The sequence below is a fragment of the Mycobacterium sp. PO1 genome, assembly GCF_017312405.1.
In the GTDB taxonomy this organism is placed as follows: Bacteria; Actinomycetota; Actinomycetes; order Mycobacteriales; family Mycobacteriaceae; genus Mycobacterium.
In genome coordinates this window covers 39,628-61,514 of the sequence record NZ_BLTG01000051.1, presented here as the reverse complement: position 1 = coordinate 61,514, position 21,887 = coordinate 39,628, and the positions used below count along the sequence as shown (strand labels likewise).

The 21,887-nt window shown below is 69.5% G+C and carries 28 protein-coding genes; 15 read left to right on the top strand and 13 right to left on the bottom strand.

Annotated features, from left to right (window positions below; genetic code table 11):
* Positions 1 to 23 precede the first annotated feature (23 nt).
* Positions 24 to 803 carry an alpha/beta hydrolase gene (locus J3476_RS18020; RefSeq protein ID WP_207067764.1) on the top strand — a complete coding sequence of 260 codons (780 nt, stop codon included), beginning with the start codon at positions 24 to 26 and terminating at the stop codon, positions 801 to 803.
* A gap of 2 nt (positions 804 to 805) precedes the next feature.
* Positions 806 to 1,102 (top strand): MGMT family protein, encoded by a 297-nt coding sequence (locus tag J3476_RS18015; protein WP_207067763.1) that lies wholly within the window; start codon positions 806 to 808, stop codon positions 1,100 to 1,102.
* Between the two features lie 95 nt (positions 1,103 to 1,197).
* Here J3476_RS18015 and J3476_RS18010 read toward each other — a convergent pair whose 3' ends face one another.
* From J3476_RS18010 to J3476_RS18000, 3 genes are all read right to left on the bottom strand, one after another.
* Positions 1,198 to 2,052, bottom strand: coding sequence for a TIGR02569 family protein (locus J3476_RS18010; protein ID WP_207067762.1), 855 nt, complete (start codon positions 2,050 to 2,052; stop codon positions 1,198 to 1,200).
* A 36-nt stretch (positions 2,053 to 2,088) separates the two neighbouring features.
* Entirely contained in the window at positions 2,089 to 3,282 is a 1,194-nt protein-coding gene (gene moeZ / locus J3476_RS18005) for an adenylyltransferase/sulfurtransferase MoeZ (protein ID WP_207067761.1), read from the bottom strand.
* Between the two features lie 173 nt (positions 3,283 to 3,455).
* The gene (locus tag J3476_RS18000) at positions 3,456 to 4,514 is read right to left on the bottom strand and encodes a DUF3152 domain-containing protein (RefSeq protein WP_207067760.1); all 1,059 of its coding nucleotides are present in this window, start codon (positions 4,512 to 4,514) and stop codon (positions 3,456 to 3,458) included.
* A gap of 165 nt (positions 4,515 to 4,679) precedes the next feature.
* Between J3476_RS18000 and J3476_RS17995 the strand changes: the two genes are divergently transcribed.
* Positions 4,680 to 5,360, top strand: a complete 681-nt coding sequence (locus J3476_RS17995; protein WP_207067759.1) for a TetR/AcrR family transcriptional regulator — start codon at positions 4,680 to 4,682, stop codon at positions 5,358 to 5,360.
* Between the two features lie 107 nt (positions 5,361 to 5,467).
* Here J3476_RS17995 and J3476_RS17990 read toward each other — a convergent pair whose 3' ends face one another.
* A complete protein-coding gene (locus J3476_RS17990) occupies positions 5,468 to 5,728 on the bottom strand; it encodes a DUF3107 domain-containing protein (RefSeq protein WP_207067758.1) in 261 nt (86 codons plus the stop codon).
* Between the two features lie 235 nt (positions 5,729 to 5,963).
* On the opposite strand from J3476_RS17990, the gene J3476_RS17985 reads away from it, so the two are divergent.
* Positions 5,964 to 6,842, top strand: coding sequence for a hypothetical protein (locus J3476_RS17985; protein ID WP_207067757.1), 879 nt, complete (start codon positions 5,964 to 5,966; stop codon positions 6,840 to 6,842).
* A 1-nt stretch (position 6,843) separates the two neighbouring features.
* Here the strand turns inward: J3476_RS17985 and J3476_RS17980 are convergent, their stop codons facing one another.
* On the bottom strand, positions 6,844 to 7,560 hold the full coding sequence (locus J3476_RS17980; RefSeq protein ID WP_207067756.1) for a ferritin-like fold-containing protein: 717 nt from the start codon (positions 7,558 to 7,560) through the stop codon (positions 6,844 to 6,846).
* A gap of 250 nt (positions 7,561 to 7,810) precedes the next feature.
* On the opposite strand from J3476_RS17980, the gene J3476_RS17975 reads away from it, so the two are divergent.
* Positions 7,811 to 9,331, top strand: coding sequence for a DEAD/DEAH box helicase (locus J3476_RS17975; protein ID WP_207067755.1), 1,521 nt, complete (start codon positions 7,811 to 7,813; stop codon positions 9,329 to 9,331).
* Between the two features lie 20 nt (positions 9,332 to 9,351).
* Positions 9,352 to 10,563 carry a PQQ-binding-like beta-propeller repeat protein gene (locus J3476_RS17970; RefSeq protein ID WP_207067754.1) on the top strand — a complete coding sequence of 404 codons (1,212 nt, stop codon included), beginning with the start codon at positions 9,352 to 9,354 and terminating at the stop codon, positions 10,561 to 10,563.
* Between the two features lie 73 nt (positions 10,564 to 10,636).
* Here J3476_RS17970 and J3476_RS17965 read toward each other — a convergent pair whose 3' ends face one another.
* Positions 10,637 to 11,440, bottom strand: coding sequence for a ParA family protein (locus J3476_RS17965; RefSeq protein WP_152516236.1), 804 nt, complete (start codon positions 11,438 to 11,440; stop codon positions 10,637 to 10,639).
* Positions 11,441 to 11,522: 82 nt separating this feature from the next.
* Here J3476_RS17965 and J3476_RS17960 point away from each other — a divergent pair, with 82 nt between their 5' ends.
* From J3476_RS17960 to J3476_RS17950, 3 genes are read left to right on the top strand one after another with little or no spacing between them, the layout of a single operon-like run.
* Positions 11,523 to 12,134 (top strand): acid phosphatase, encoded by a 612-nt coding sequence (locus J3476_RS17960; RefSeq protein WP_207067753.1) that lies wholly within the window; start codon positions 11,523 to 11,525, stop codon positions 12,132 to 12,134.
* Positions 12,131 to 13,231, top strand: a complete 1,101-nt coding sequence (locus J3476_RS17955) for an isochorismate synthase MenF (protein WP_207067752.1) — start codon at positions 12,131 to 12,133, stop codon at positions 13,229 to 13,231. The genes J3476_RS17960 and J3476_RS17955 overlap by 4 nt, the downstream gene beginning before the upstream one ends.
* Positions 13,224 to 13,709, top strand: coding sequence for a GNAT family N-acetyltransferase (locus J3476_RS17950; protein WP_207067751.1), 486 nt, complete (start codon positions 13,224 to 13,226; stop codon positions 13,707 to 13,709). Before J3476_RS17955 ends, J3476_RS17950 begins: the two co-directional genes overlap by 8 nt.
* Here J3476_RS17950 and J3476_RS17945 read toward each other — a convergent pair.
* From J3476_RS17945 to J3476_RS17935, 3 genes are read right to left on the bottom strand one after another with little or no spacing between them, the layout of a single operon-like run.
* Positions 13,658 to 14,068: a hypothetical protein gene (locus J3476_RS17945; RefSeq protein ID WP_207067750.1), complete on the bottom strand. Its 411-nt coding sequence runs from the start codon at positions 14,066 to 14,068 to the stop codon at positions 13,658 to 13,660. The genes J3476_RS17950 and J3476_RS17945 overlap by 52 nt on opposite strands.
* On the bottom strand, positions 14,068 to 14,511 hold the full coding sequence (gene aroQ / locus J3476_RS17940) for a type II 3-dehydroquinate dehydratase (protein ID WP_207067749.1): 444 nt from the start codon (positions 14,509 to 14,511) through the stop codon (positions 14,068 to 14,070). Before aroQ ends, J3476_RS17945 begins: the two co-directional genes overlap by 1 nt.
* 57 nt (positions 14,512 to 14,568) lie before the next feature.
* The gene (locus J3476_RS17935; RefSeq protein ID WP_207067748.1) at positions 14,569 to 14,718 is read right to left on the bottom strand and encodes a metallothionein; all 150 of its coding nucleotides are present in this window, start codon (positions 14,716 to 14,718) and stop codon (positions 14,569 to 14,571) included.
* 127 nt (positions 14,719 to 14,845) lie between these two features.
* Here J3476_RS17935 and J3476_RS17930 point away from each other — a divergent pair, with 127 nt between their 5' ends.
* Positions 14,846 to 15,802, top strand: a complete 957-nt coding sequence (locus J3476_RS17930; protein WP_207067747.1) for a diacylglycerol kinase family protein — start codon at positions 14,846 to 14,848, stop codon at positions 15,800 to 15,802.
* A gap of 289 nt (positions 15,803 to 16,091) precedes the next feature.
* Complete coding sequence (gene whiB1 / locus J3476_RS17925) at positions 16,092 to 16,346, top strand: transcriptional regulator WhiB1 (RefSeq protein ID WP_152516228.1); 255 nt, start codon at positions 16,092 to 16,094, stop codon at positions 16,344 to 16,346.
* A 121-nt stretch (positions 16,347 to 16,467) separates the two neighbouring features.
* Here whiB1 and J3476_RS17920 read toward each other — a convergent pair whose 3' ends face one another.
* The gene (locus J3476_RS17920; RefSeq protein WP_207067746.1) at positions 16,468 to 17,964 is read right to left on the bottom strand and encodes a sensor histidine kinase; all 1,497 of its coding nucleotides are present in this window, start codon (positions 17,962 to 17,964) and stop codon (positions 16,468 to 16,470) included.
* A gap of 6 nt (positions 17,965 to 17,970) precedes the next feature.
* Positions 17,971 to 18,186 carry a biotin/lipoyl-binding carrier protein gene (locus J3476_RS17915; protein WP_152516226.1) on the bottom strand — a complete coding sequence of 72 codons (216 nt, stop codon included), beginning with the start codon at positions 18,184 to 18,186 and terminating at the stop codon, positions 17,971 to 17,973.
* 145 nt (positions 18,187 to 18,331) lie between these two features.
* Here J3476_RS17915 and J3476_RS28190 point away from each other — a divergent pair, with 145 nt between their 5' ends.
* Positions 18,332 to 18,424 (top strand): 50S ribosomal protein bL37, encoded by a 93-nt coding sequence (locus tag J3476_RS28190; RefSeq protein WP_003882799.1) that lies wholly within the window; start codon positions 18,332 to 18,334, stop codon positions 18,422 to 18,424.
* 96 nt (positions 18,425 to 18,520) lie between these two features.
* Here the strand turns inward: J3476_RS28190 and rsrA are convergent, their stop codons facing one another.
* Both rsrA and J3476_RS17905 read right to left on the bottom strand, forming a co-directional pair.
* Entirely contained in the window at positions 18,521 to 18,856 is a 336-nt protein-coding gene (gene rsrA / locus J3476_RS17910) for a mycothiol system anti-sigma-R factor (protein WP_207067745.1), read from the bottom strand.
* Positions 18,853 to 19,491, bottom strand: a complete 639-nt coding sequence (locus J3476_RS17905) for a sigma-70 family RNA polymerase sigma factor (protein ID WP_207067744.1) — start codon at positions 19,489 to 19,491, stop codon at positions 18,853 to 18,855. The genes rsrA and J3476_RS17905 overlap by 4 nt, the downstream gene beginning before the upstream one ends.
* 273 nt (positions 19,492 to 19,764) lie before the next feature.
* Here J3476_RS17905 and J3476_RS17900 point away from each other — a divergent pair, with 273 nt between their 5' ends.
* The 3 genes from J3476_RS17900 to J3476_RS17890 are packed head-to-tail and all read left to right on the top strand — an operon-like array spanning position 19,765 to position 21,875.
* Complete coding sequence (locus J3476_RS17900) at positions 19,765 to 20,427, top strand: hypothetical protein (RefSeq protein ID WP_207067743.1); 663 nt, start codon at positions 19,765 to 19,767, stop codon at positions 20,425 to 20,427.
* Positions 20,424 to 21,368, top strand: coding sequence for a hypothetical protein (locus J3476_RS17895; protein ID WP_207067742.1), 945 nt, complete (start codon positions 20,424 to 20,426; stop codon positions 21,366 to 21,368). Before J3476_RS17900 ends, J3476_RS17895 begins: the two co-directional genes overlap by 4 nt.
* An 18-nt stretch (positions 21,369 to 21,386) precedes the next feature.
* On the top strand, positions 21,387 to 21,875 hold the full coding sequence (locus J3476_RS17890) for a YbaK/EbsC family protein (RefSeq protein WP_207067741.1): 489 nt from the start codon (positions 21,387 to 21,389) through the stop codon (positions 21,873 to 21,875).
* Positions 21,876 to 21,887: the final 12 nt, after the last annotated feature.

Genomic DNA, 21,887 nt, shown 5'->3' with positions numbered 1-21,887 from the left:
CAGAGCCTGGCAGCATCGACCCGGTGAGCGATCTGAACGTGCACCATTTCGGTCCGAACCGCCCGGCCCAGGTTCTGGCGATCCACGGACTGACCGGGCACGGTCAGCGCTGGATGACGCTGGCCCAGCGGTTCCTCGCCGATCTCTCCATCGCGGCCCCGGATCTGATCGGGCACGGCCGTTCGACGTGGGCGGCGCCGTGGACCATCGACCAGAACGTCAGCGCCCTGACCGCCCTGCTCGACGGTGGCGGCGGTGAGCCGGCCGTGGTGGTCGGCCACTCGTTCGGTGGCGCGATAGCGCTCAATCTCGCTGCGGCCCGGCCCGACCTGGTGGCCGGGCTGGTGTTGCTGGACCCCGCCGTCGGCCTCGACGGTGACCGGATGCGTGACGTCGCCGACGCCATGTTCGACTCCCCGGACTACACCGACCGCGACGAGGCCCGTGCGGAGAAGGTGGACGGTTCCTGGGGTGAGGTCGAGCCCTCCGAGGTGGAGCGCGAGCTCGACGAGCACCTCGTGGCGCTACCCAACGGCCGCAGCGGGTGGCGGATCAGCATTCCGGCGATGCTGTCCTACTGGAGTGAGTTGGCGCGCCCGGTCGTTCTGCCTCCCACCGGAATACGCACCACGCTGGTACGGGCGAAGAAGGTTCGACCGCCCTACGCCACCGACGCGCTGATCGCCGGCCTCTCCGAACGACTCGGCTCCGATTTCCAGCTGCTGGAGTGGGATTGCGATCACATGGTCGCCCAGGCGATGCCCGCGGACACCGCCGCGCTGGTCCGCGATCATCTGAGCTGACCGTGGCGGCCATCACCGAAGAGCAGGTCGAGACGGTACGCGCACTCGTCGCCGCGGTGCCGTCGGGCAAGGTGGTGACCTATGGTGACATCGCCACCGCCGCAGGCCTTTCCAGCCCCCGCATCGTCGGGTGGATCATGCGCACCGATTCCGCTGACCTGCCCTGGCACCGGGTGGTGCCGGCGTCGGGGAAACCGGCGCCGCATCTGCACAGCCGGCAACTGGAACTGCTCCGCGCCGAGGGTGTGCTCACCCGCGACGGCCGCATTCCGCTCGGCGAGTGCCGACACAGCTTCTGAACCGCGAGAGTGCACCCTCGGTAGTCGAACGCGCTGCACCACGACAGGGAATGCACGTTCGCGACCGAGAGTGCTGACCCGACGCGCCCGCGCCGCTACAGCGCCAACCGGACCAGCGCCGCGGTGCGGGCGAGACCCGGGAACGCCGCCGCGGTCGCGCGCGGATGCAGGGCGTGTACCGCCAGCCGGAACATCAACGCGCGTAACAACATCTGCGGCCACTCGGGCAGCGGCGCCCAGCGCTCGATGAGTCCGTCGTCGGCACCACCCCACGACAGCGCGTCGACGACGACGACGCCCGCCGCCCACGCGGGCGGGCGCCAGTACGGCGTGATGTCGGTGATGCCGGGCGCGGCGCTGCCCGCGAAAAGCACGGTGCCGTAGAGGTCACCGTGCACCAGCTGGCTGGGGCTCTTGGTGGGACGGCGCAGGGCGGCAAGCTGGTTGATCAACTCGACGGACTTCTCTCCGTCGGCGGTGCCGGGGGCCACCCGCGCTCCGGGCGGGAGCGCATGCAGGGGCCGCTCCTCCCAGGCCGCCCGGTCGGCGGCGATGAACACGTCCACGTCGGCCCACGGCGCCACCGGCGGTTGGGTCAGGAACCGCGGCCGCTCCAGTTTGGCCGTCGCCTCGTGCAGTCGCACCGCGGCCGAGACCACCTCGTCGTGGCGCGGTTCAGGCGTACCGGCGACGTAGGTGTCGGCGCGCCAGCCGGCGACGACGTATCGGCCGTCGGTGGACCGAACCGGCCTGGCCAGCCGCACCCCGTCGACGAAGAGCGTCTCCCGGACCTTGGCCGACCACGCGGCGCGCGCGTGGTCGGCGACCAGGGAGAGCACCACTTCGCCGCAACGCCAGCCGCCTTCCCAGCTCGAGCCGAGGGGCGCCGGGCGCACCCCGGACAGCCCAAACGCCGCAAGCACATGATCGGGCGGGCGCTCGGCGGTCACCGAAACAGCCTAAGCGCAGCAGGGGCGAACCCAGCGTTAGTACATCACCATGTCGGGTTCGAGTTGCTTGGCCCAGGCCACGATCCCGCCCTGCAGATGCATGGCATCGGTGAACCCAGCCTTCTTGATGACCGCCAGCGCCTCGGCCGAGCGCACCCCGGTCTTGCAGTACAGCACCGGCACCCGATCCTGAGGCAGCTTGGCCAGACCGTCGCCGGTCTCGATGGCCGACTTCGGGATCAGCTCGGCGCCGTCGATGCGGTTGATGTCCCACTCCACCGGTTCCCGTACGTCGATCAGGGCGTACTTCTTGCCGGAATCCAGCAGTTCGCGCAGCTCGCGCGGCGTGACGGTGGAGTCGAGCACGGCTTCGGAGGCCTCGTCGGTCATGACGCCGCAGAATTCCTCGTAGTCGATCAGCTCGGTGATCTTCGGGGTCGAGGGATCCTTGCGGATCTTGATCGTGCGATACGTCATGTCCAGCGCGTCGTAGACCATGAGCCGGCCCAGCAGTGGGTCGCCGATGCCGGTGATCAGCTTGATCGCCTCGGTGCCCATCACCGACGCGATCGACGCACACAGAATGCCCAGCACGCCGCCCTCGGCGCACGACGGCACCATTCCCGGTGGCGGCGGCTCCGGGTAGAGGTCGCGGTAGTTCAGGCCGCGTTCATTGCCGTCCTCATCGGCCGGCGCGTCCTCCCAGAACACCGACACCTGGCCCTCGAACCGGTAGATCGAGCCCCACACGTACGGCTTGCCCGCCAGCACCGCGGCGTCGTTGACCAGGTATCGGGTGGCGAAGTTGTCGGTGCCGTCGAGGATCAGGTCGTACTGCTTGAACAGGTTCACCGCGCGGTCGGGCTCGAGGCGGAACTCGTGCAGCCGCACCTCGACGAGCGGGTTGACCTCCAGGATCGAGTCGCGGGCGCTCTGGGCCTTGGGCCGGCCGATGTCGGACTGGCCGTGAATGATCTGGCGCTGCAGGTTGGATTCGTCGACCTCGTCGAACTCGACGATGCCGATCGTCCCGACGCCCGCGGCGGCCAGGTAGAGCAGGGTCGGCGAACCGAGTCCGCCGGCGCCGATCACCAGCACGCGCGCGTTCTTCAGTCGCTTCTGCCCGTCCAGACCGAGGTCCGGGATGATCAGGTGGCGGCTGTAGCGGGCCACCTCTTCACGGGTGAGCTCAGCCGCGGGCTCTACCAGCGGCGGCAGCGGTGTTGACACCGAATATCTCCTTGGTTGGCTCTTGCCATCATCTCAGCAGGTACGTGATTCAACAGCAACGAGGGTCTGGCACTTCCCGCGTGCTCAGGGCCATCGAGGGCGCGCTGAGGTCCAGGATTTCCGGCGCGCCGCCGGACAAACCCGCGCTCGCGGAACAGCAGACGAAGAACAGGTCAGGCGATGGGGTACGGCCAGGGGTTGAAGCGGCAGGTCTTGCCGTCGGCGGTAACCGTGCCGGGGTCGAAGCGCGCTGCGTCGTTGTTACTGGTGGAGAACGTCTGCTGCATCATCACCGGCGCCAGCTCACCGTCTTCGGCGCACTGCTCGTGGCGCTGGTACCCGATCGCGTGGCCGACCTCGTGGTTGATCAGGTACTGCCGGTAGGAGCCGATGTCGCCCTGGAAGGGCACCGCCCCGCGCACCCAGCGGGCTTCGTTGAGCAGCACCCGCGGCTGTCCTTGGTACACCGGGTTGTAGCAGGACGCCTCGAGCTGGATGTCATAGCCGCAGGCTTCCCGCACCGTCATCGGGGAGGTCAGCGATACCCGGAAGTCCGGCTGGACCCCGGAGGCCGCATCCGTGCGGACGAACGCGAACTGGGGGTTGTGGGTCCAGCTCTTCGGGTTGGCCAGCGTCTCGCTGACCATCCGGGCGAACCCCTCGTCGCCGCCGTAGCTGGTGGTGTCGACGCCGTCTTCGACCTCGACGGTGTAGGTGAACACCTTCGTGGTGCCCTCCCCCACCTGCGGTGTCCCGCCGGGCACGACGCGCCAGGTGCCCGCCCCCATCGGGGTGAAGGGGCCGCCGTCGGGCAGGATCCCGGTGGGCAGGTTGGCGTCGAATTCGGTCAGGCCCTTGGGCGGTGCGCCGATGATGGCGGTGCTGGGCACCCCGATCGTCGGCGGGCCCTGGACGGGGCCTTCCTCCTCGAGAGCGCGCGGCGCCGAGGTCCCGGTGATGGTCTGATAGAGCACCACCGCGGTCAGCACGACCAACACCGGCAGCGCGTAGGCCCGCCAGCCGTAGGTGGACACGAAGCGACCGATCCAGGTCTGCTTGCGCCAGCGTTTGCGCTCGTCGCGATTGGACCTGACCCGGCCCGACGCTTCAGCCAGCGGGTCGCGCTGGGCGCGAAGGGGCTCGCGCCACTCATCGCGGAGCACGGGGACGCGACCGCCCCCGCGATGCTCCGGACCCGTTTGCCCTCCTCGCGAGCGGGAGTCGTAGGTCACCGAAACAGGATGACACAGGTCAACGGACTTCCTCTCCCGGCGCGCCACCGCCCGGCACGCTGGGCAGGCCGGACCCGCCCTTCCGCGAAGGTCCCCGTGACGGTAGTAGTGTCAGTGCGAAGCGAATTCACCGTGCCGGTCGCGCCGGCAGGACTCGAGGTTCTGATGAGAGATCTTGCCAAGACGGCGCAGCGGCGAGGGGGTCAGCCCGCCACTGGCACCGGGCTGCCCAGCGCCGGCGGCGCCCGCCGCGGCAACCGGTTGCCCCGCGACGAGCGCCGGGGTCAGTTACTGGCCGCGGCCAGCGAGGTGTTCGTCGACCGCGGCTATCACGCCGCAGGTATGGATGAGATCGCCGACCGTGCCGGTGTCAGCAAACCGGTGCTCTACCAGCACTTCTCGTCGAAAGTCGAGCTGTATCTGGCGGTGTTGGCGCGCCACGTGGACAACCTGGTCTCCGGCGTGCGCCAAGCGCTGCGGACCACCACCGACAACCGGCAACGGGTCCGGGCCGCAGTGCAGGCGTTCTTCGATTTCATCGAGCACGACAGCCAGGGGTATCGGCTGATCTTCGAGAACGACTACGTCACCGAGCCGCAGGTGGCCGCCCAGGTCAAGGTGGCCACCGAATCGTGCACCGACGCGGTGTTCGACCTGATCAGCCACGATTCCGGGCTCGAACCGCATCGCGCCCGGATGATCGCGGTCGGCCTGGTCAGCATCAGCGTCGACTCCGCCCGCTACTGGCTCAACAACGAGCGCCCGATCGACAAGGACGACGCCGTGGAGGGCACCGTCCAGTTCATCTGGGGCGGGTTGTCACACGTGCCGCTGACCCGGTCCTGATCTGAGCCGGTCCTGACCTCCGCGGGTCGGATGCGAACGGCCCGACGCGCGAACGGCATTCCGCGCAGCTGGGCTGCAGGGAATGCCGTTCGTGCGCTGAGATGGCCTCAGCCGGCGGAATTGGCCGCGTCGGCGGCCGCCGCGCCGACCCCGAATCCGATGCGCCGCGCGTCGGCCGCACCGATCTCGACGTAGGCGATGCGCGCGGCCTGCACGATGAAGCGTCGCCCCTTCTCGTCGGTCAAGGCCAACACGCCCGATGCGGCGGCCAGCGCGTCGCCGACCGCCTTCTCCACCTCCGCCGGTGTCTGCGCGCTGTTGAGGATCAGTTCGCGCGGGCTGTCGGTGACACCGATCTTGACCTCCACGTGAGCACCCTTCTGTCGTCTGCTCGTGTCTCAGCAGGAAGGCTAATCGACGCCGGGCGGCGCGCGCCGCGCCGGGACCTTCGCGGTCAGCGAACACTGCTGCGACCGCCGCGACACGGGGGCTATCGAACCGAGTCCCGACCGTGACCGCGCGCGAGGCGCGTCAGCCTCATCCGTCACTTGAGCCTCGATAGCATCAGCCCCGGCACACGCACGAGACGACTGGGACAGCTGCATGAACAGGCCGTACACCGCACAATCGCCGTACTCTCTGACGCCCACGGAGCGGATCCGTTACCGCACCGGGACCGGCACACGGGACTTCGAGGACGTCGACGGGCCGTACGGCGCCGGCCCCGATGCGGACCGGGACACCGACGTGTACCCGCGCTATCTCGACGACGGATACGACCCCTACGCGCCCGAGGATTACGACCGTTACGACGACGGCTACCGGGACTACGACGACGGGGACGACGGGTACGACGGGTACGACCCAGACGACGACGAGATCGACGAGTCCCACATCGACCGCCGCTGGATGTGGATCGGCGGCGTCGCGGGCGCCGTGCTGTTCGTCGCGGTCATCGCCACCAGTCTCATCCTCAGCGGCGGCGACAGCGGGTCGGTCTCGGCGACCGTCACCTCGCAGCTGGCCACCTCGAGCGCCGCCCCGGCACCCAGCCAGGCACCGCGCGCGGCGGCACCGCCGACCCGGTCGCTGCCCGCCGAGACGATCACCACCGTGACGCCCAGCGTCGAGGCTCCCCCGGCGCCGTCGCCTGTGCCGGCCGCCCCGTCGCTGCTGCCGCCCCCGCAGGCCGCCCCGGCGCCGGCCGCTGCTCCCGGCACCATCACCTACCGGGTGACCGGCAACCGCGAGCTCATCGACCTGGTGACCGTCATCTACACCGACCAGCAGGGTGCGCTGCAAACCGAGTTGAACGTCGCGCTGCCCTGGTCGAAGACGGTGGTGCTGGACCCGGGTGTCACGTTGAGTTCGGTGACCGCCACCAGCGTGCGGGGTCAGCTCAACTGCAGCATCACCGACGCCGGCGGGAACCTGATCGCCTCGCAGAACAGCAACTCGATCATCACCAACTGCACCCGGTAGCTCAGGCCAGCCCGAGCTCGCGCATCCGGGCCTGGTGGGTGTTCTGCAGTTTGTCGAAGAAGTCCGTCATCTGTGACAGGCCACCCTCGGACATCACCAGGTCCACCAGCTCGTCGTGATCGGCCAGCACGTACTGGGCCTGCGTGATCGCCTCGCCGAGCAGGCGCCGCGACCACAACGCCAGCCGGTGCCGTTGCCGGTCGCTGGCGGTGACCGCGGCGCGGACCTCGCCGACGACGAACTGCGAGTGCCCGGTCTCCGAGAGCACCGAGCGGATCACGTCGCCGACCTCACCGGGCATCGACCCGGCGATCTCGAGGTAGAAATCAGCGGCCAACGCGTCCCCGACGTAGGTCTTGACCAGCGCCTCCAGCCACGTGCTCGGCGTGGTGAGCCGGTGGTAGTTCTCCAGCGCCGACGCGTAGCGCGTCATCGCCGGGACCACGTCGACCCCGCGGCGCTCCAGCGCGTCGCGCAGCACCTCGTAGTGGTTCATCTCGGCGGCCGCCATGCTGGCCATGTTGATGCGCCCCCGCAGGTTGGGGGCCATTCGCGCCTCGTCGGTCAGTCGGTAGAACGCCGCCACCTCCCCGTAGGCGAGCAACGCGAACAACTCGATGACACCGGGGTGCTCCGCGGTCGCCGTCGGGGCCTTCGACGCTTCCGTGGAGGCGCCCGTGGATCCGGTGGAGGCGGCCGCGGACGGGGTCGAAGTCATGGGCCAACTCTAACCGCCACGGCCCGGCTGGACCCAAGAGCGATGCGACCAGCTACCATGGGTGGCGGTGTCGGCGTGAACGTCGGCAGATCGAACCAGGTCAGGTCGGCGCATTTCGCGTAGACACCTTGGAAATGTGCGTGCACGACGGCGGCCCGCCCACTCAGTGCAGGGCCCGACGAAGTTCTCTTCTCTACTCGTGCGCGCGTGAACCGCATGAGGATTGAATCGAAAGGCTTCGTCTACCTCTATGACCCCTGTGACCACGCATCCCAACCCCTCCTTCGCCCAGCTCGGCGTCCGCGACGAGATCGTGCGCGCGCTCGCCGAGAGCGGCATCGAGCATCCCTTCGCCATCCAGGAGCTGACGTTGCCGCTGGCCCTGGCCGGCGACGACCTGATCGGCCAGGCCCGCACCGGTATGGGCAAGACCTTCGCGTTCGGCGTGCCCCTGCTGCACCGGATCTCCTCCGACGGCGACCGGCCGCTGACCGGAATCCCGCGCGCCCTGGTCGTCGTCCCGACCCGCGAGCTGTGCATCCAGGTCTACGAGGATCTCCTCGGCGCCTCGAAGTACCTGATGGCCGATGACACCCGCAAGCTGACGGTGACCGCCATCTACGGCGGGCGCCCCTACGAACCGCAGATCGAGGCGCTGCAGAAGGGCGTCGACGTCGTCGTCGGGACGCCGGGCCGGCTGCTCGACCTTGCCCAGCAGGGTCACCTGCAGCTGGGCGGGCTCTCGACCCTGGTCCTCGACGAGGCCGACGAGATGCTCGACCTGGGCTTCCTGCCCGACATCGAACGCATCCTCAAGCAGATCCCCGACAAGCGGCAGGCGATGCTGTTCTCGGCGACCATGCCGGATCCGATCATCACGCTGGCCCGCACGTTCATGAGTCAGCCGACGCACATCCGCGCCGAGGCCCCGCACTCGTCGGCCACCCACGACACCACCGAGCAGTTCGCGTACCGCGCCCACGCTCTGGACAAGGTCGAGATGGTCAGCCGCATCCTGCAGGCCGAGGGCCGCGGAGCGACAATGATCTTCACCCGCACCAAGCGGACCGCGCAGAAGGTGGCCGACGAGCTCGCCGAACGCGGGTTCAAGGTGGGGGCGGTCCACGGTGATCTGGGCCAGGGGGCCCGGGAGAAGGCGCTGAAGTCGTTCCGCACGGGCGAGGTGGACGTCCTCGTGGCCACGGACGTCGCGGCGCGCGGTATCGACATCGACGACATCACCCATGTCATCAACTTCCAGATCCCCGAGGACGAGCAGGCCTACGTGCACCGCATCGGCCGCACCGGACGAGCCGGCAAGACGGGCATCGCTGTCACGCTGGTCGACTGGGACGAGCTGCCGCGCTGGTCGATGATCGACAAGGCGCTCGGGCTGGACACCCCCGATCCGGCGGAGACCTACTCGAGCTCGCCGCATCTGTACGAGGAGCTCAACATCCCCGCCGAGGCCGGCGGCACGGTCGGCAAGGCGCGCAGCGCCAGCGGCACCCGCTCGGCGACGGGCACCCGCACCCAGTCGTCGCGGCGCAGCTCGGGCGAGAGCACCGAGGACAAGCCGGCCCGACGGAACCGCAGCCGGCGGCGCACCCGGGGCGGTAAGCCGGTGGGCAACCACCCCGAAGGCGGCGAGCAGAGCGCACCGAGTGCGGCCACCGGCGGTGACGGGGCCTCCCCCGAGCAGGGTGAGGCGCCGAGCTCGGGTCGCCGGCGCCGGCGTCGCCGCCCCAGCAAGGCTTCGGCCGCGAACTAGCCGGCACGAGACACCGCGCGATGGTCAAACCTGAGCGCCGCACGCGAGGCGACATCATCGCTGCGGTGGCGATCGCCGTCGTGATCGCCGTCGTCGCGGGCGTGGTGTGGTGGACCAGTGACGCCCGGGCGACCGAAAGCCGTCCGGCGGCCAGCCCGGTCCCGGCGCTGGAACCCGCGACCGCGGTACCGGATTCACTGACGCGACGCTGGGAGGCGCCCAGCGACGCGACCAGCCGGCCCGTCGTGGTCGGCGGGGCGGTGGTGACCGGCGACGGCCAGACGGTGCAGGGCCGTGATCCGGCCACCGGGGAGCCGCTGTGGAGCTACGCGCGTGATCTGCCGTTGTGCGGGGTCACCTGGGTCTACAACTACGCCGTCGCGGTCTATCCCGACGGGCGCGGATGCGGGCAGGTCAACACCATCGACGCCAAGACCGGCACCCGGGGCCCGGCCCGGTCGAGTTACGCCGACGATCACGTGACGCTGTCGGCCGACGGCACGACGGTGCTCTCGGCCGGCGACACCCGACTGGAGATGTGGCGGTCGGACATGGTGCGAATGCTCAGCTACGGGGCACTCGACGCACCCATCAAACCGGGGGTGCCCGCGTCGCCGCTGTGCCGGTTCGTTTCCGCGGCGGCGAGTTCGGCGGCGGTGTCGGTGCTGGAAACCTGCGCCAACCAGTCCGACCTGCGGCTGACGTTGCTGCGTCCGTCCGACGAGGAGGACACCCCGGAAGTCAAGTACGTCCAGCAGAAGGGCGTCAGCGACGGCACCGGGGCCCGCGTGGTGGCGGTGGCCGACACGCTGACCGCCGTGTACGTGCCCACCCCCAAACCGCGGGTGGACATCGTCGACGAGACCGGCGCGGTCACCGACAGCACCGTGGTCAGCGGTCCCCCGGTCGACGACGCCATCACCACCCGCACCGGGGATCTGATCACGTGGTGGACCGGTGACAGCGTGATGGTCTTCTCGGCCAACGACCTTCAGTACAAGTACACCGTGCAGGCGGTCGGACCGAATGCGCCGGTGGGTCCGGCGACGACGATGGCCGGCAAGTTGTTGGTGCCGGTCAGCAGCGGCTACGACGTGTTCGACGCGGCGACCGGGGCCGGCGAGAAGCACATTCCGCTGCAGCGGCCGCCCGCAGAGGGCCCGGTCGTACCGGGCGTTGCGGGGTCGACGGTGCTCGAGCAGCGCGGCGACGAGCTCGTCGCGCTCTCCTAGCTTTCTCCTCGCCCCTCTCCTGGCCCTCTCCTGGCCCTCTCCTGGCCGACGGACAGGCCATCGGGTGGCGCCGTCACACCTCCGGGGTGAAGGTGGGCAGTCCCTTGCCGTTCTTCCAGTGCTTGAGCAGCGCGGTCGCCAGTTCCCGGTAGGCCAGTGCGCCCTTGTTCTTGCGGCCCGTCAGCACCGACGAACCCGATGCGCTGGCTTCGGCGAAGCGCACCGTGCGCGGAATGGGCGGGGCGATGACCGGAAGCGAGTACCGGTCGGCGACGTCGAGCAGCACGTCACGGCTGTGCGTGGTGCGCGAGTCGTACAGCGTCGGCAGCGCACCCAGCAGCGTCAGGTCGGCATTGGTGATCTGCTGGACGTCGTTGATGGTGCGCAGGAACTGCCCGACGCCGCGGTGTGCCAGCGTCTCGCACTGCAGCGGCACGATCACGTCGTCGGCGGCGGTCAGCCCGTTGAGGGTCAACACCCCCAGCGACGGCGGACAGTCGATGATGACCACGTCGAAGGAGTCGGCGACCTTGGCCAGCGCACGTTTGAGCGCGTACTCACGGCCGGCCCGCATCAACAGCATGGCTTCAGCGCCGGCGAGATCGATGTTGGCCGGCAGCAACGTCATTCCCTCCGCGGTGCTGACCAGCGCCGCGTCCGGCTCGACGTCGCCGAGCAGCACCTCGTGCACCGACACCGCCAGCTTGTCGGGGTCCTGGCCCAGCGAGAAGGTCAGACATCCCTGCGGGTCGAGGTCGACGAGCAGCACCCGTTTGTCCAGCTCGACCATCGCCGCACCCAGCGACGCCACCGTCGTGGTTTTGGCGACCCCACCCTTTTGATTGGCGACAGCAAGTACCCGCGTCACGCTTCCCATCCTGTCATGATCCCTGCTGTACCCAATCTTGTTTGACCCGCACACCCCTGTGGCGGCACCGGGTGCGGCAGAATCGGTCGGTGTGGCCCTCACCGAGCACCGGCTGATCCTGCTCCGTCACGGCGAGACGGAGTGGTCGAAGACCGGCAAGCACACCAGCCGGACCGAGCTCGACCTGACCCCTCACGGCCGCGGGCAGGCCCAGGCCGCGGCCGACACGCTGAGCCAGATGGCGCTGCGGGATCCCTATGTGGTGTGCAGCCCGCGGGTGCGCGCCCAGACCACCGCCGAGTTGGCCGGCCTGACCATCGACGAGGTCAATCCACTGATCAGCGAATGGGATTACGGCGACTACGAGGGCACCACGACCGTCGAGATCCGCAAGGCGGTACCGAACTGGCTGGTGTGGACGCACGGTTGCCCGGGCGGGGAGACCTCGGCGCAGGTGTGTGAGCGCGCCGACAAGGCGATCGCGCTGGCGCTTGCGCACATGGAAACCCGCGACGTGGTGTTCGTCGGCCACGGGCACTTCTCCCGCGCCGTCATCACCCGATGGATCGAGCAGCCCGTCTACGAGGGCATTCGCTTCGCCATGCCGGCGGTCTCGATCGCCGTGTGCGGCTTCGAACACGGGGTACGCCAGTTGACCGCACTGGGCTTGACGGGCCATCCCGACCCGGCCACGTCGGCGTGACGCGCGAACCCACGTTCGTCCTGGCCGGCCCGGACGGCGCGCTCGTCGCCGACGGTGTGCACACCGCCTTCAGCCAGATCGGCGACGCCCGGGCCGCACTGGCCTCGCACAGCGCGTCGATCGTGGTGGGCGCATTGCCGTTCGATACGTCCAGACCGGCGGCGCTGATCCGGCCCCAATCGGTGCGTTTCAGCGACTCGATGCCGCAGTGGCCCCACCGTGAACTGCCGGCCGTGACAATCACCGAGCTGGTGCCCGAGGCCGAGGCGCACCGCGCCCGAATCGCCACCGCCCTCGAGCAGTTGCGCGACAGCGGCAATCCGCTGCACAAGGTCGTGCTGGCGCGGGCCCTGCAGCTCAGCGCCGACGGACCACTGGACGCCCGTAGCGTGCTCGATGCGCTGGCCACCGCCGACGCCCAGGCAACGAAGTATCTGGTCGACCTGTCCGCGGCCGGCGAGGGTTACTCGGGCACCGCGCTGGTGGGTGCCAGCCCCGAACTGCTGGTGGCCCGGCGTGGTGATCAGGTGCTGTGCCGGCCGTTCGCGGGTTCGGCCCCACGGCTGCCCGATCCGGGCGACGACGCGGCCAGCGGGGCCGCGCTGGCCGACTCGGCGAAGAACCGCCACGAACATCAACTGGTGGTCGACGCGCTGGCCGCCGCGCTGGATCCGCTGTGCACCGACCTGCAGATCGCGCCCGAGCCTCAGCTGTCCAAGACCGCCGCGGTCTGGCATCTGTACACGCCCATCTCGGGCCGTCTGCGGGAACGATCCACCACAGCTTTGGATCTGGCGGTGGCACTGCACCCGACGCCCGCGGTCGGCGGGTCTCCCACCGCGCCGGCCACCGCGCTGATCGAACAGCTCGAGGGCGACCGCGGGTTCTACGCCGGCGCTGTGGGCTGGTGTGACCGGCGCGGCGACGGCCGGTGGGTGGTCTCGATCCGGTGCGCGCAGCTGTCGGCCGACCGGCGTAGCGCCCTGGCACACTCCGGGGGCGGCATCGTCGCCGAATCGGACCCCGACGACGAACTCGCCGAGACCACAACGAAATTCCGAACCATTCTGAGCGCGCTGGGGGTGTCCGATGACTGAGACGATCCGCGCGGCACGGCCGGGTGACGAAGCCGAACTGACCGCGATGATCCACGAGCTGGCCGACTTCGAGCACGCCGCGGCCGAGTGCACGGTGACCGAAACGCAGCTGGGCTCGGCACTTTTCGGGCCGCAACCCACATTGCACGCACACCTCGTCGAGGTCGACGGGCAGGCCGCGGCCGCGGCGTTGTGGTTCTTGAACTTCTCCACGTGGGACGGGGTGCCCGGCATCTACCTCGAGGACCTGTTCGTGCGGCCACAGTTCCGCCGCCGCGGTCTGGCCCGCAAGCTGTTGGCCACGTTGGCGCGGACCTGTGTCGACAACGGCTACACGCGGCTGAGCTGGGCGGTGCTGGACTGGAACGTCAACGCGATCGCGCTGTACGACGGTGTGGGCGGCGCCCCGCAGAGCGAATGGATCACCTACCGGGTGTCCGGACCCCGCTTGTCGGCGTTGGCCGCCGAGTCCGGCTGAGCGAGCCATCCCAGCACGGCCGGGCTGAACAGCAGCCCCAGCACCGCGATCGCCACGACGCCGACCGCCACGGCGTAGCGCAGCTGACCCGAGGTGAAGACGTACCAGGCGACGCCGAGCAGCAGCAGGTTGGCGAACACGGCGATACCGCGGCCCCACCGGCGCCCGTTCCACAGCGCCCACCCGGCGGCCGCCACCGCGCCGCCCATCACCGCGAACCAGGCGGCGGTGCCGTAGCCGCTGATCGCGGCCTCGTGATGGCCCCCGGCTTCGCGCACGACGAGCACGACGGCCATCACCAGCCCCAGCGTTCCCTCGAACGCCGCGATCACCCCGGCGACCCGCAGCGCGCGCGGCATCACCGAGCGAGCCGCTCGACCAGGTACTGCACCGCCATCTCGTAGCCGAGCGGACCGGCGCCGGCCACCACCATCTCCGCGACCGCCGAGACATAGGAGTGGTGGCGGAACTGCTCGCGGGCGTGGATGTTGCTCAGATGCACCTCGGCCACCGGCAGCCCGACCGATCGCAACGCATCGGCGATCGCCACCGAGGTGTGGCTGTAGGCGGCGGGGTTGATGACGATGGCCGCACAGTCGCCTGCCGCGGCGTGGATGGCGTCGACGAGCACACCTTCGTGGTTGCTCTGCACGGTGCGGACCTGCAGCCCCGCCTGCCCGGCCACCTCGGCGACGCGGGATTCGATCTGAGCCAGGGTGGTGGTGCCGTACACCTCGGGCTGGCGGGTGCCCAGCAGGTTCAGGTTCGGCCCGTTGACGAGCAGCAGTCGACGTTCGGTCACCGTTGTACGGTACCGGCGCGGGCCGCGGTCAGGACCCGCGGCGGCCGAGCTCCTCGGCTACTCGCTGACCGGCACCATCTCCGTCCCGCAGGCGCACGTGTAGGACTGGTCGGAGCCCTCACAGTGGCATTCGGACTGGATCAGCACCCGGCACCCGCACCCGTCGTGCGCGCAGGTCAGTACGGTGCCCTCGGCAACCACGGCCATCTGTCACTCCGTTCACTCGGTCTCAGCGGACACATGCCATTGTGCTGATGTGTCGGCTGACCGGCCACCGAACGGCGGCATCGCCCGTTGGTCCCCCGGCCACCCGGCCCGGTTAGGCTGGCCCATCGTGCGTGCCGTGCTGATCGTGAACCCCAATGCGACCTCGACGACAGCGGCAGGCCGGGATCTTCTCGCCCATGCGCTGGAAAGCCGGGTCCAGCTCACCGTCGCCCACACCGATCACCGCGGCCACGCGATCGAGATCGCGCAGCAGGCCACCGCCGAAGCGGTCGACGTGCTGATCGTGCACGGCGGCGACGGCACGGTGAACGAGGTGGTCAACGGCATCCGCGGCGCCCTCGCCCCCGATGCGGGCGGCCCGGCGGTCGGGGTTGTGCCGGGCGGGTCGGCCAATGTGTTCGCCCGCGCCCTGGGCATCAGCCCCGACCCCATCGAGGCCACCAATCAGCTGGTCGACCTGCTCGGCGACTACCGGCGTGGACAGGCGTGGCGCCGGATCGGGCTGATGGACTGCGGCGAGCGCTGGGCGGTGTTCACCGCCGGGATGGGCGTGGACGGAGACGTGGTGGCCGCGGTGGAGGCCCAGCGGGCGAAGGGCCGCAAGGTCACCGCGTCGCGCTACATCCGCGTCGCGGTTCGCGAGATGCTGGCCAGCGCGCGGCGGGAGCCGCAGCTGACGGTCGAACGGCCGGACGCCGAGCCGATCTCGGGCGTGCACTTCGCGTTCGTGTCCAACTCCAGCCCATGGACCTACGCCAACAGCCGTCCGGTGTGGACGAACCCGGATACGACGTTCGAGACGGGGCTCGGCGTGTTCGCCATCACCAGCATGAACGTGTGGTCCAACTTGAGGCTGGTGCGTCAGATGCTGGCCCGTAAGCCGCGGCTGGCGGCCAAGCATCTGATCCGCGACGACGACCTGCCCTGGTTGAAGGTGACCAGTGACACCCCGGTGGCCTGTCAGATCGATGGGGATTTCGTCGGCGCGCGGGATTCGATGCGGTTCACCGCCGTCCCGGATGCGCTGGCGGTGGTCGCCCCGCCGGCCGCGCCGCCGAAGTAACACACAAAAACGCCGCCTGATCTGCACCGATGCCAATGTTGAGCTAGGTCACAGCGGGAATTCAGGGCACAGGTTGTTTAAGAGTAGTACAAACGTGTTAGCCATCCGGTAACGGGGCGGTGGCAGTAGCAGGCAGTGACATTGCCCACGTGTTAACGAACTGCTATTGACATCTGTTCAGCCTGTGAAAGCATCGGATGCAACAGCGCAGAAACATTTGGTGCGCTTGCGTTAACAGCCGAAGTAAAGCTCGTGCGTATTGCTGCGCACAAGACAAGGAGTATGACTCATGGATTGGCGCCACAAGGCGGTGTGTCGCGACGAGGATCCCGAACTGTTCTTCCCGGTCGGGAACAGCGGTCCGGCGCTCGCTCAGATCGCTGACGCGAAGCTCGTCTGCGCACGTTGCCCCGTCACCGCGGAGTGCCTGAGCTGGGCGTTGGAGTCCGGGCAGGACGCCGGCGTGTGGGGCGGCATGAGCGAGGACGAGCGTCGCGCGCTCAAGCGTCGCAATGCCCGGACGAAGGCTCGCACCGGGGTCTGATCGACTCCCCGGCACACACTCGAGCGACGGCCCCGACGAAAGTCGGGGCCGTAACTATGTGAAATGAATTACTGCGCGAATTGCACAGCAATTACGCAGAATTCCGTTGTTGCGCGCGTCACTATTGCGCGCTGCGCAACCGGCGGCCCAACGGCACCCGCAGCACGACATCGGTGCCGCCGCCGGAAGCCGCATGCATACCCAGCGAGCCGTCGAGTTCGGCCGCCACCAGGGTGCGCACGATCTGCAGACCGAGCCGGTCGGACTTCTCCAGGCTGAACCCCTCAGGCAGGCCCCGCCCGTCGTCGTTGACGACGACGTCGAGCCAGCGTGCGGAGCGTTCGGCGCGGATGGTCACGCATCCCTGCGGGGCGGCACTGTCGAAGGCGTGCTCGATGGCGTTCTGCACCAGCTCGGTGATGACCATGACCAGCGCGGTGGCGCGGTCGGCGTCCAGCACACCCAGCTCCCCCACCCGGTTGATCCGCACCGGGGCGTTGGAGATGTCAGGGGTCGCGACATCGTTCATGATCGGCAGGATCCGGTCGATGACCTCGTCGAGGTTGACCTCTTCGTCGACCGACATGGACAACGCGTCGTGCACGAGCGCGATCGACGACACCCGCCGAACCGACTCGATGAGCGCCTCTCGACCCTCCGGGTTGCTGGTGCGGCGGGCCTGCAGGCGCAGCAGCGCGGCCACGGTCTGCAGGTTGTTCTTGACGCGATGATGGATCTCGCGGATCGTCGCGTCCTTGGACAGCAGCGCGCGGTCGCGGCGTTTGACCTCGGTGACGTCGCGGATCAGCACCGCCGCGCCCACCCCGGCGCCGTGCACCACCAGCGGCAGCGTGCGCAGCAGCACCGCCGCCCCACCGGCGTCGACCTCCATGCGCATGCTCGAACCGCCGGTCAGCGAATCACGGACGTGGTTGGCCAACTCCTGGGCCTCGAACGGGTCGGAGATCAACGGTCTGGTGACGCTGACGAGGTTGTGGCCTTCCAGCTCGGCGGTCAACCCCATGCGGTGATACGCAGAGATCGCGTTCGGGCTGGCGAACGTGACCACGCCGGTCTCGTCGAGTCGGATGAAGCCGTCCCCGGCGCGCGGGCTGGACCGCGACATCGCCAGGTCACCCACGTTGGGGAAGGTGCCTTCCGACAGCATGTGCAGCAGATCGACCGCGCAGGCCCCGTACGCCGTCTCCAGCGGGCTGGCCTGACGCGGCGCCAGCGAGGTCTGGTGGGTCAGCGCCGCCACCACGTCGCTCTGGTAGCGCACCGGCACCGCCTCGACCCGAATGCCCGGGGTGCCGTCGCCGCCCTGCACGGCGGAGGCGCCGATGGTGCCCGAGTCGAACGCCGCGGCCACGATCGGGAGGTCCTCAGGCTCGGCCAGCGTGCCCACCGAGTCGGCCAGCAGCACCGTCGGCGCGGTGTTCGGCCGCACCTGCGCCACGCAGACCAGCAGGCCGTCGTCGCGGCGAACCCACATCAGGTAGTCGGCGAACGACAGGTCGGCCAGCAGCTGCCACTCGCCGACGACGGCGTGCAGGTGATCGACCGCGTTTCCGGGCAGCACGGTGTGCTCGGCGAGCAGGTCACCGAGGGTCGACATGCAGCGCTAGCTGATGACCGCGATCAGGTCGCCGGCCTGGATCACGTCACCGACCGCGACGCTGACCTTGCTGATGGTGCCGGCGACCTCGGCGAGCACCGGGATCTCCATCTTCATCGACTCCAGCAGCACCAAGGTGTCGCCTTCACCGATCTGATCGCCCTCGCTGACCACGACCTCGAGCACACTGGCCACGATCTCGGCGCGAACATCCTCGGCCATCTTCACCCCACTCACTCACCGCTGTGCCTGAACGCGTCTATCGAACCACACGACAGGGTGGACAGAGCATCAACCGGCACGTGAGACAATCGCAGACAACGCCCGATCGACGGGCACCCACGACAGAGCCATTCGGAGGTACATCATGGCCAAGCGAGGCCGGAAGAAGCGCGACCGCAAGCACAGCAAGGCCAACCACGGCAAGCGCCCCAACGCCGGTTCGAAGTCAGTGCGCTGACTCCACCAGCAACAACACCGCCCGGTCCTCGTGAGAGGCCGGGCGGTTGTCGTTGGGGCGACGTGCTTGTCGTTGCGGGGGCGGCTGCTGCGGCGCTCAGCCCCGGCGGATGATCGTGGTGCGGCTGATCTCGAGCCGCAACCGCTCGCGCAGGCTGTCGGGGGCGCGCTCCCCGCTGCACTTGATGGCGATCAGCTTCTTCACCCGCTCCTCGATGCCGTAATAGCGCAGACAGGTGGGACATTCCTCGAGGTGCTGGCGCAGCCGGTCGCGGGTCTCGACGGTGCACTCGCCGTCGAGCAGCGTCCACACCTCGGCGATCACGGCGGCGCACTCGGGATGCTCGGGATCCACGGGCCCCACCGGCGGGGTCCAGCGGTCCTGCGGATCAGGCTGGTCGGCGCCGCCAGTCGGGTTCTCGGTGCCGCTCATGACGAAACCTCCTCCGGAGCGTCCTGGCCGCGGAGGAAGCCCCTGTCGCGGGCCACACCGCCCAACAACTCGCGAAGTTGACGCCTGCCGCGGTGCAACCGCGACATCACCGTTCCGATCGGCGTGTCCATGATCTCGGCGATCTCCTTGTAGGGGAAGCCCTCGACGTCGGCGTAGTAGACCGCCATCCGGAAGTCTTCCGGAAGTGCCTGCAGGGCTTCTTTGATCTCGTTGTCGGGCAGCAGCTCCAGCGCCTCGACCTCGGCCGAGCGCAACCCGGTCGAGGAGTGCTCGGCGTTGGCCGCCAGTTGCCAGTCGGTGATCTCCTCGGTCGGATACTCCGACGGCTGGCGCTGCTTCTTGCGGTAACTGTTGATGTAGGTGTTGGTCAGGATCCGGTACAACCACGCCTTGAGGTTGGTTCCTTCCCGGAACGACCGGAACCCCGAGTACGCCTTGACCATCGTTTCCTGCAGCAGGTCCTCGGCGTCGGCGGGGTTGCGGGTCATCCGCAGCGCGCCGCCGTAGAGCTGGTCGAGCATCGGGATCGCGTCACGTTCGAAGCGCGCGGTCAACTCGGCGTCGGTCTCTTCGTGCCCGATCTGGCCGTCCGACTGTGCATCGGTGTCGGTCATCGTGGGGAACACCGTCCCTTCTGTAGCGGCGCCACCAGACAGCTCCGGCGTGTCCACCGGACGCTCCAGGGCCTTCATGGGCAATGCAGTCAACACTGGCACCGGAAAATCCCCTTCCGCCGATCCTAGAGGTTGACACCGACTACAGGCCGTGGCCGGCTCAGCGACCTGCCACTGCTGTGGTCAACAACAGCGCCGCCGCGCGCGGTGTTCCCCACCGTCTGGCCGTACTGCCGCCGGTGACCCCGCCGGTCGGGAATACTCACTGTCTCGATGGACGTGTCAACCACCCTCGTCGTCGGCGCGCTGACGCTGCTGGTGCTCGCCACGGCTCTGGCGTGGTGGCTGCGCCGCCGCGCGTCCTTCCACTCCGCGCTGCAGCAGCGCGGGTGGCGGGTCGAGACGCATGGTGAGGACACCGTCGTCCTCCCCGTCGCCGGGGACTGGACGCTGACCATGACGCGGTCGTTCGCCGGGCAGATGTCGCCGCCGAGCACCCACATCGTCACCAGCACCTGGGCGTGCCCCACCCCGGCCACGCTCGGTCCGGTGCTGGTCGCCGGCCCCTCCCCACCCGGGGAGCTCCGCGAGCTGGCCACCGGTCTGATCAGCACGCTGCCCGCGCCGCTGACCGAATGGCTGGGCCTGGACCGGTTCAGCGGCGGACGCCCGCTGCGGGCGCTGCCGGCGATGGACCAGCGGCTGTTGGTGTTCGCCACCGACGGCATCGGCCCCACCGGGACCATGCGCAACGTGGCCGACGCGATCGGCGACTGGTGCGGCCGGTTCGACGCCGAGCGGGAGCAGCCGGTGCTGACCGTCGACCGGACCGGGATCTCGGTGCGGGTGCGCACCGATGTGTTGCGCTCGGTCGAGATGGCCGACGCGTTCGTCAACCTGGGCCTGCGCTGCCGGGGCTCCCTCGGCCGGGCGTGAGCCTGGTCCTGGCCACCTCGGTGGTCGGCGCCGCCGCGGTGCTGGCGTGGCGCTGGCGCGGCCGAACCATCCCGTTGTGCGTGCTGGCAGTGGCCACGGTTCCGGCGCTGTTCCTGGTCGTCGTCATCACCGGGGAGGTGGCGGCCGACCTGGCGCTACGAGCCGCGACGATCACGGTGGCCACCGTGGTGTTGTCGGTGCTGACCGCGCTGCTGTGGACCAAGGGTCTCCCGCAGCTGGTCAGCAGGAGCGACCGCAGCGGCGTCGCCGTGGTGTGCGCGGCGCTGTCGGCCATGTATGTCGCGGTCGCGGTGTTCCTCCTGGTGGCTGCTGACGACACCGCCAGCGTCGCCGACGCCGAGATCCTGGTGGATCGCGACCAGTTCGTCGCCTCGCGCGACGCACCGGCGCGTCAGGCCGGGGTGTTGCTGCAGGGGACCCTGCGAGGCCCGACGGGATCGCCGGTGGTGGCAACGCATGGGTGCGTCACGGTCGGGACGCATCGCCTTCTGCTGCCGGGTGGCCGGTTTCCCGACCGCTATCTGGTCGACTTCCCCGGCGGACCGCCCGTCGTGGTGGCGGGCATCTCGTCGGGCAGCCAGGCCTGGGGGTGGCCGGCGGGCGGCACCGGCAACTGTGTCCTGCGCACCGGCGATCGGGTGGTGGTGTGGGGACACCTGCGCGGCGGGATGGGCGGCGGCGCGACGTCCTACACCGGGCTGGCCGACGTGCGGATCGTCGCCGCCGGGGATGCGGACACGTTTCTGGACCGCTTCCGGCCCGCCGCCGAGCGCACCGGGCGCATGGTGGTCGTGCTGGCCGGGGTCAACGGTGCGCTGGCCGTGGCGGTCGCTGTGGCCGGTGTGCACACCTGCCGCCGGCTCACCCGCACCGGCACCGACGACCCTCCTCGGATCACCTGGCGCAGCGGACCGCGCTGACCGGATTACGCTGGGCCGGTGGCGCGCGCAGCGACCCCCGCCATTGCCGCTCTGGTGGCGGCTGGGGCACCTCATGCGGTGGTGCAGTACCCGCACGACCCCCGCGCCGAGTCGTTCGGTGACGAGGCGGTCGCCGCCCTCGCCGAGCGGGAAGCCGTCCAGCCCGGGCAGATCTTCAAGACCCTGGTCGTCGCGATGCCCAGCGGCCTTGGCGTCGCGGTGGTGCCGGTCCCGTCGAAGCTGTCGCTCAAGGCGGCGGCCGCCGCGCTCGGCGCACCGAAGGCGACCATGGCCGACCCGGCCGCAGCGCAGCGCTCCTCCGGTTACGTCGTCGGAGGGATCTCGCCGCTGGGCCAGCGCAAGCCGTTACCCACGGTCGTCGACTCCTCGGCGCTGCAGTGGGACCGGGTGTTGTGCAGTGCCGGCAAGCGTGGGTGGGACGTGAGCCTGTCCCCGCAGGACCTGGTGCGGCTGACGAACGCGGTGACAGCCGACATCTGCGCCTGACCGACGCGCCGA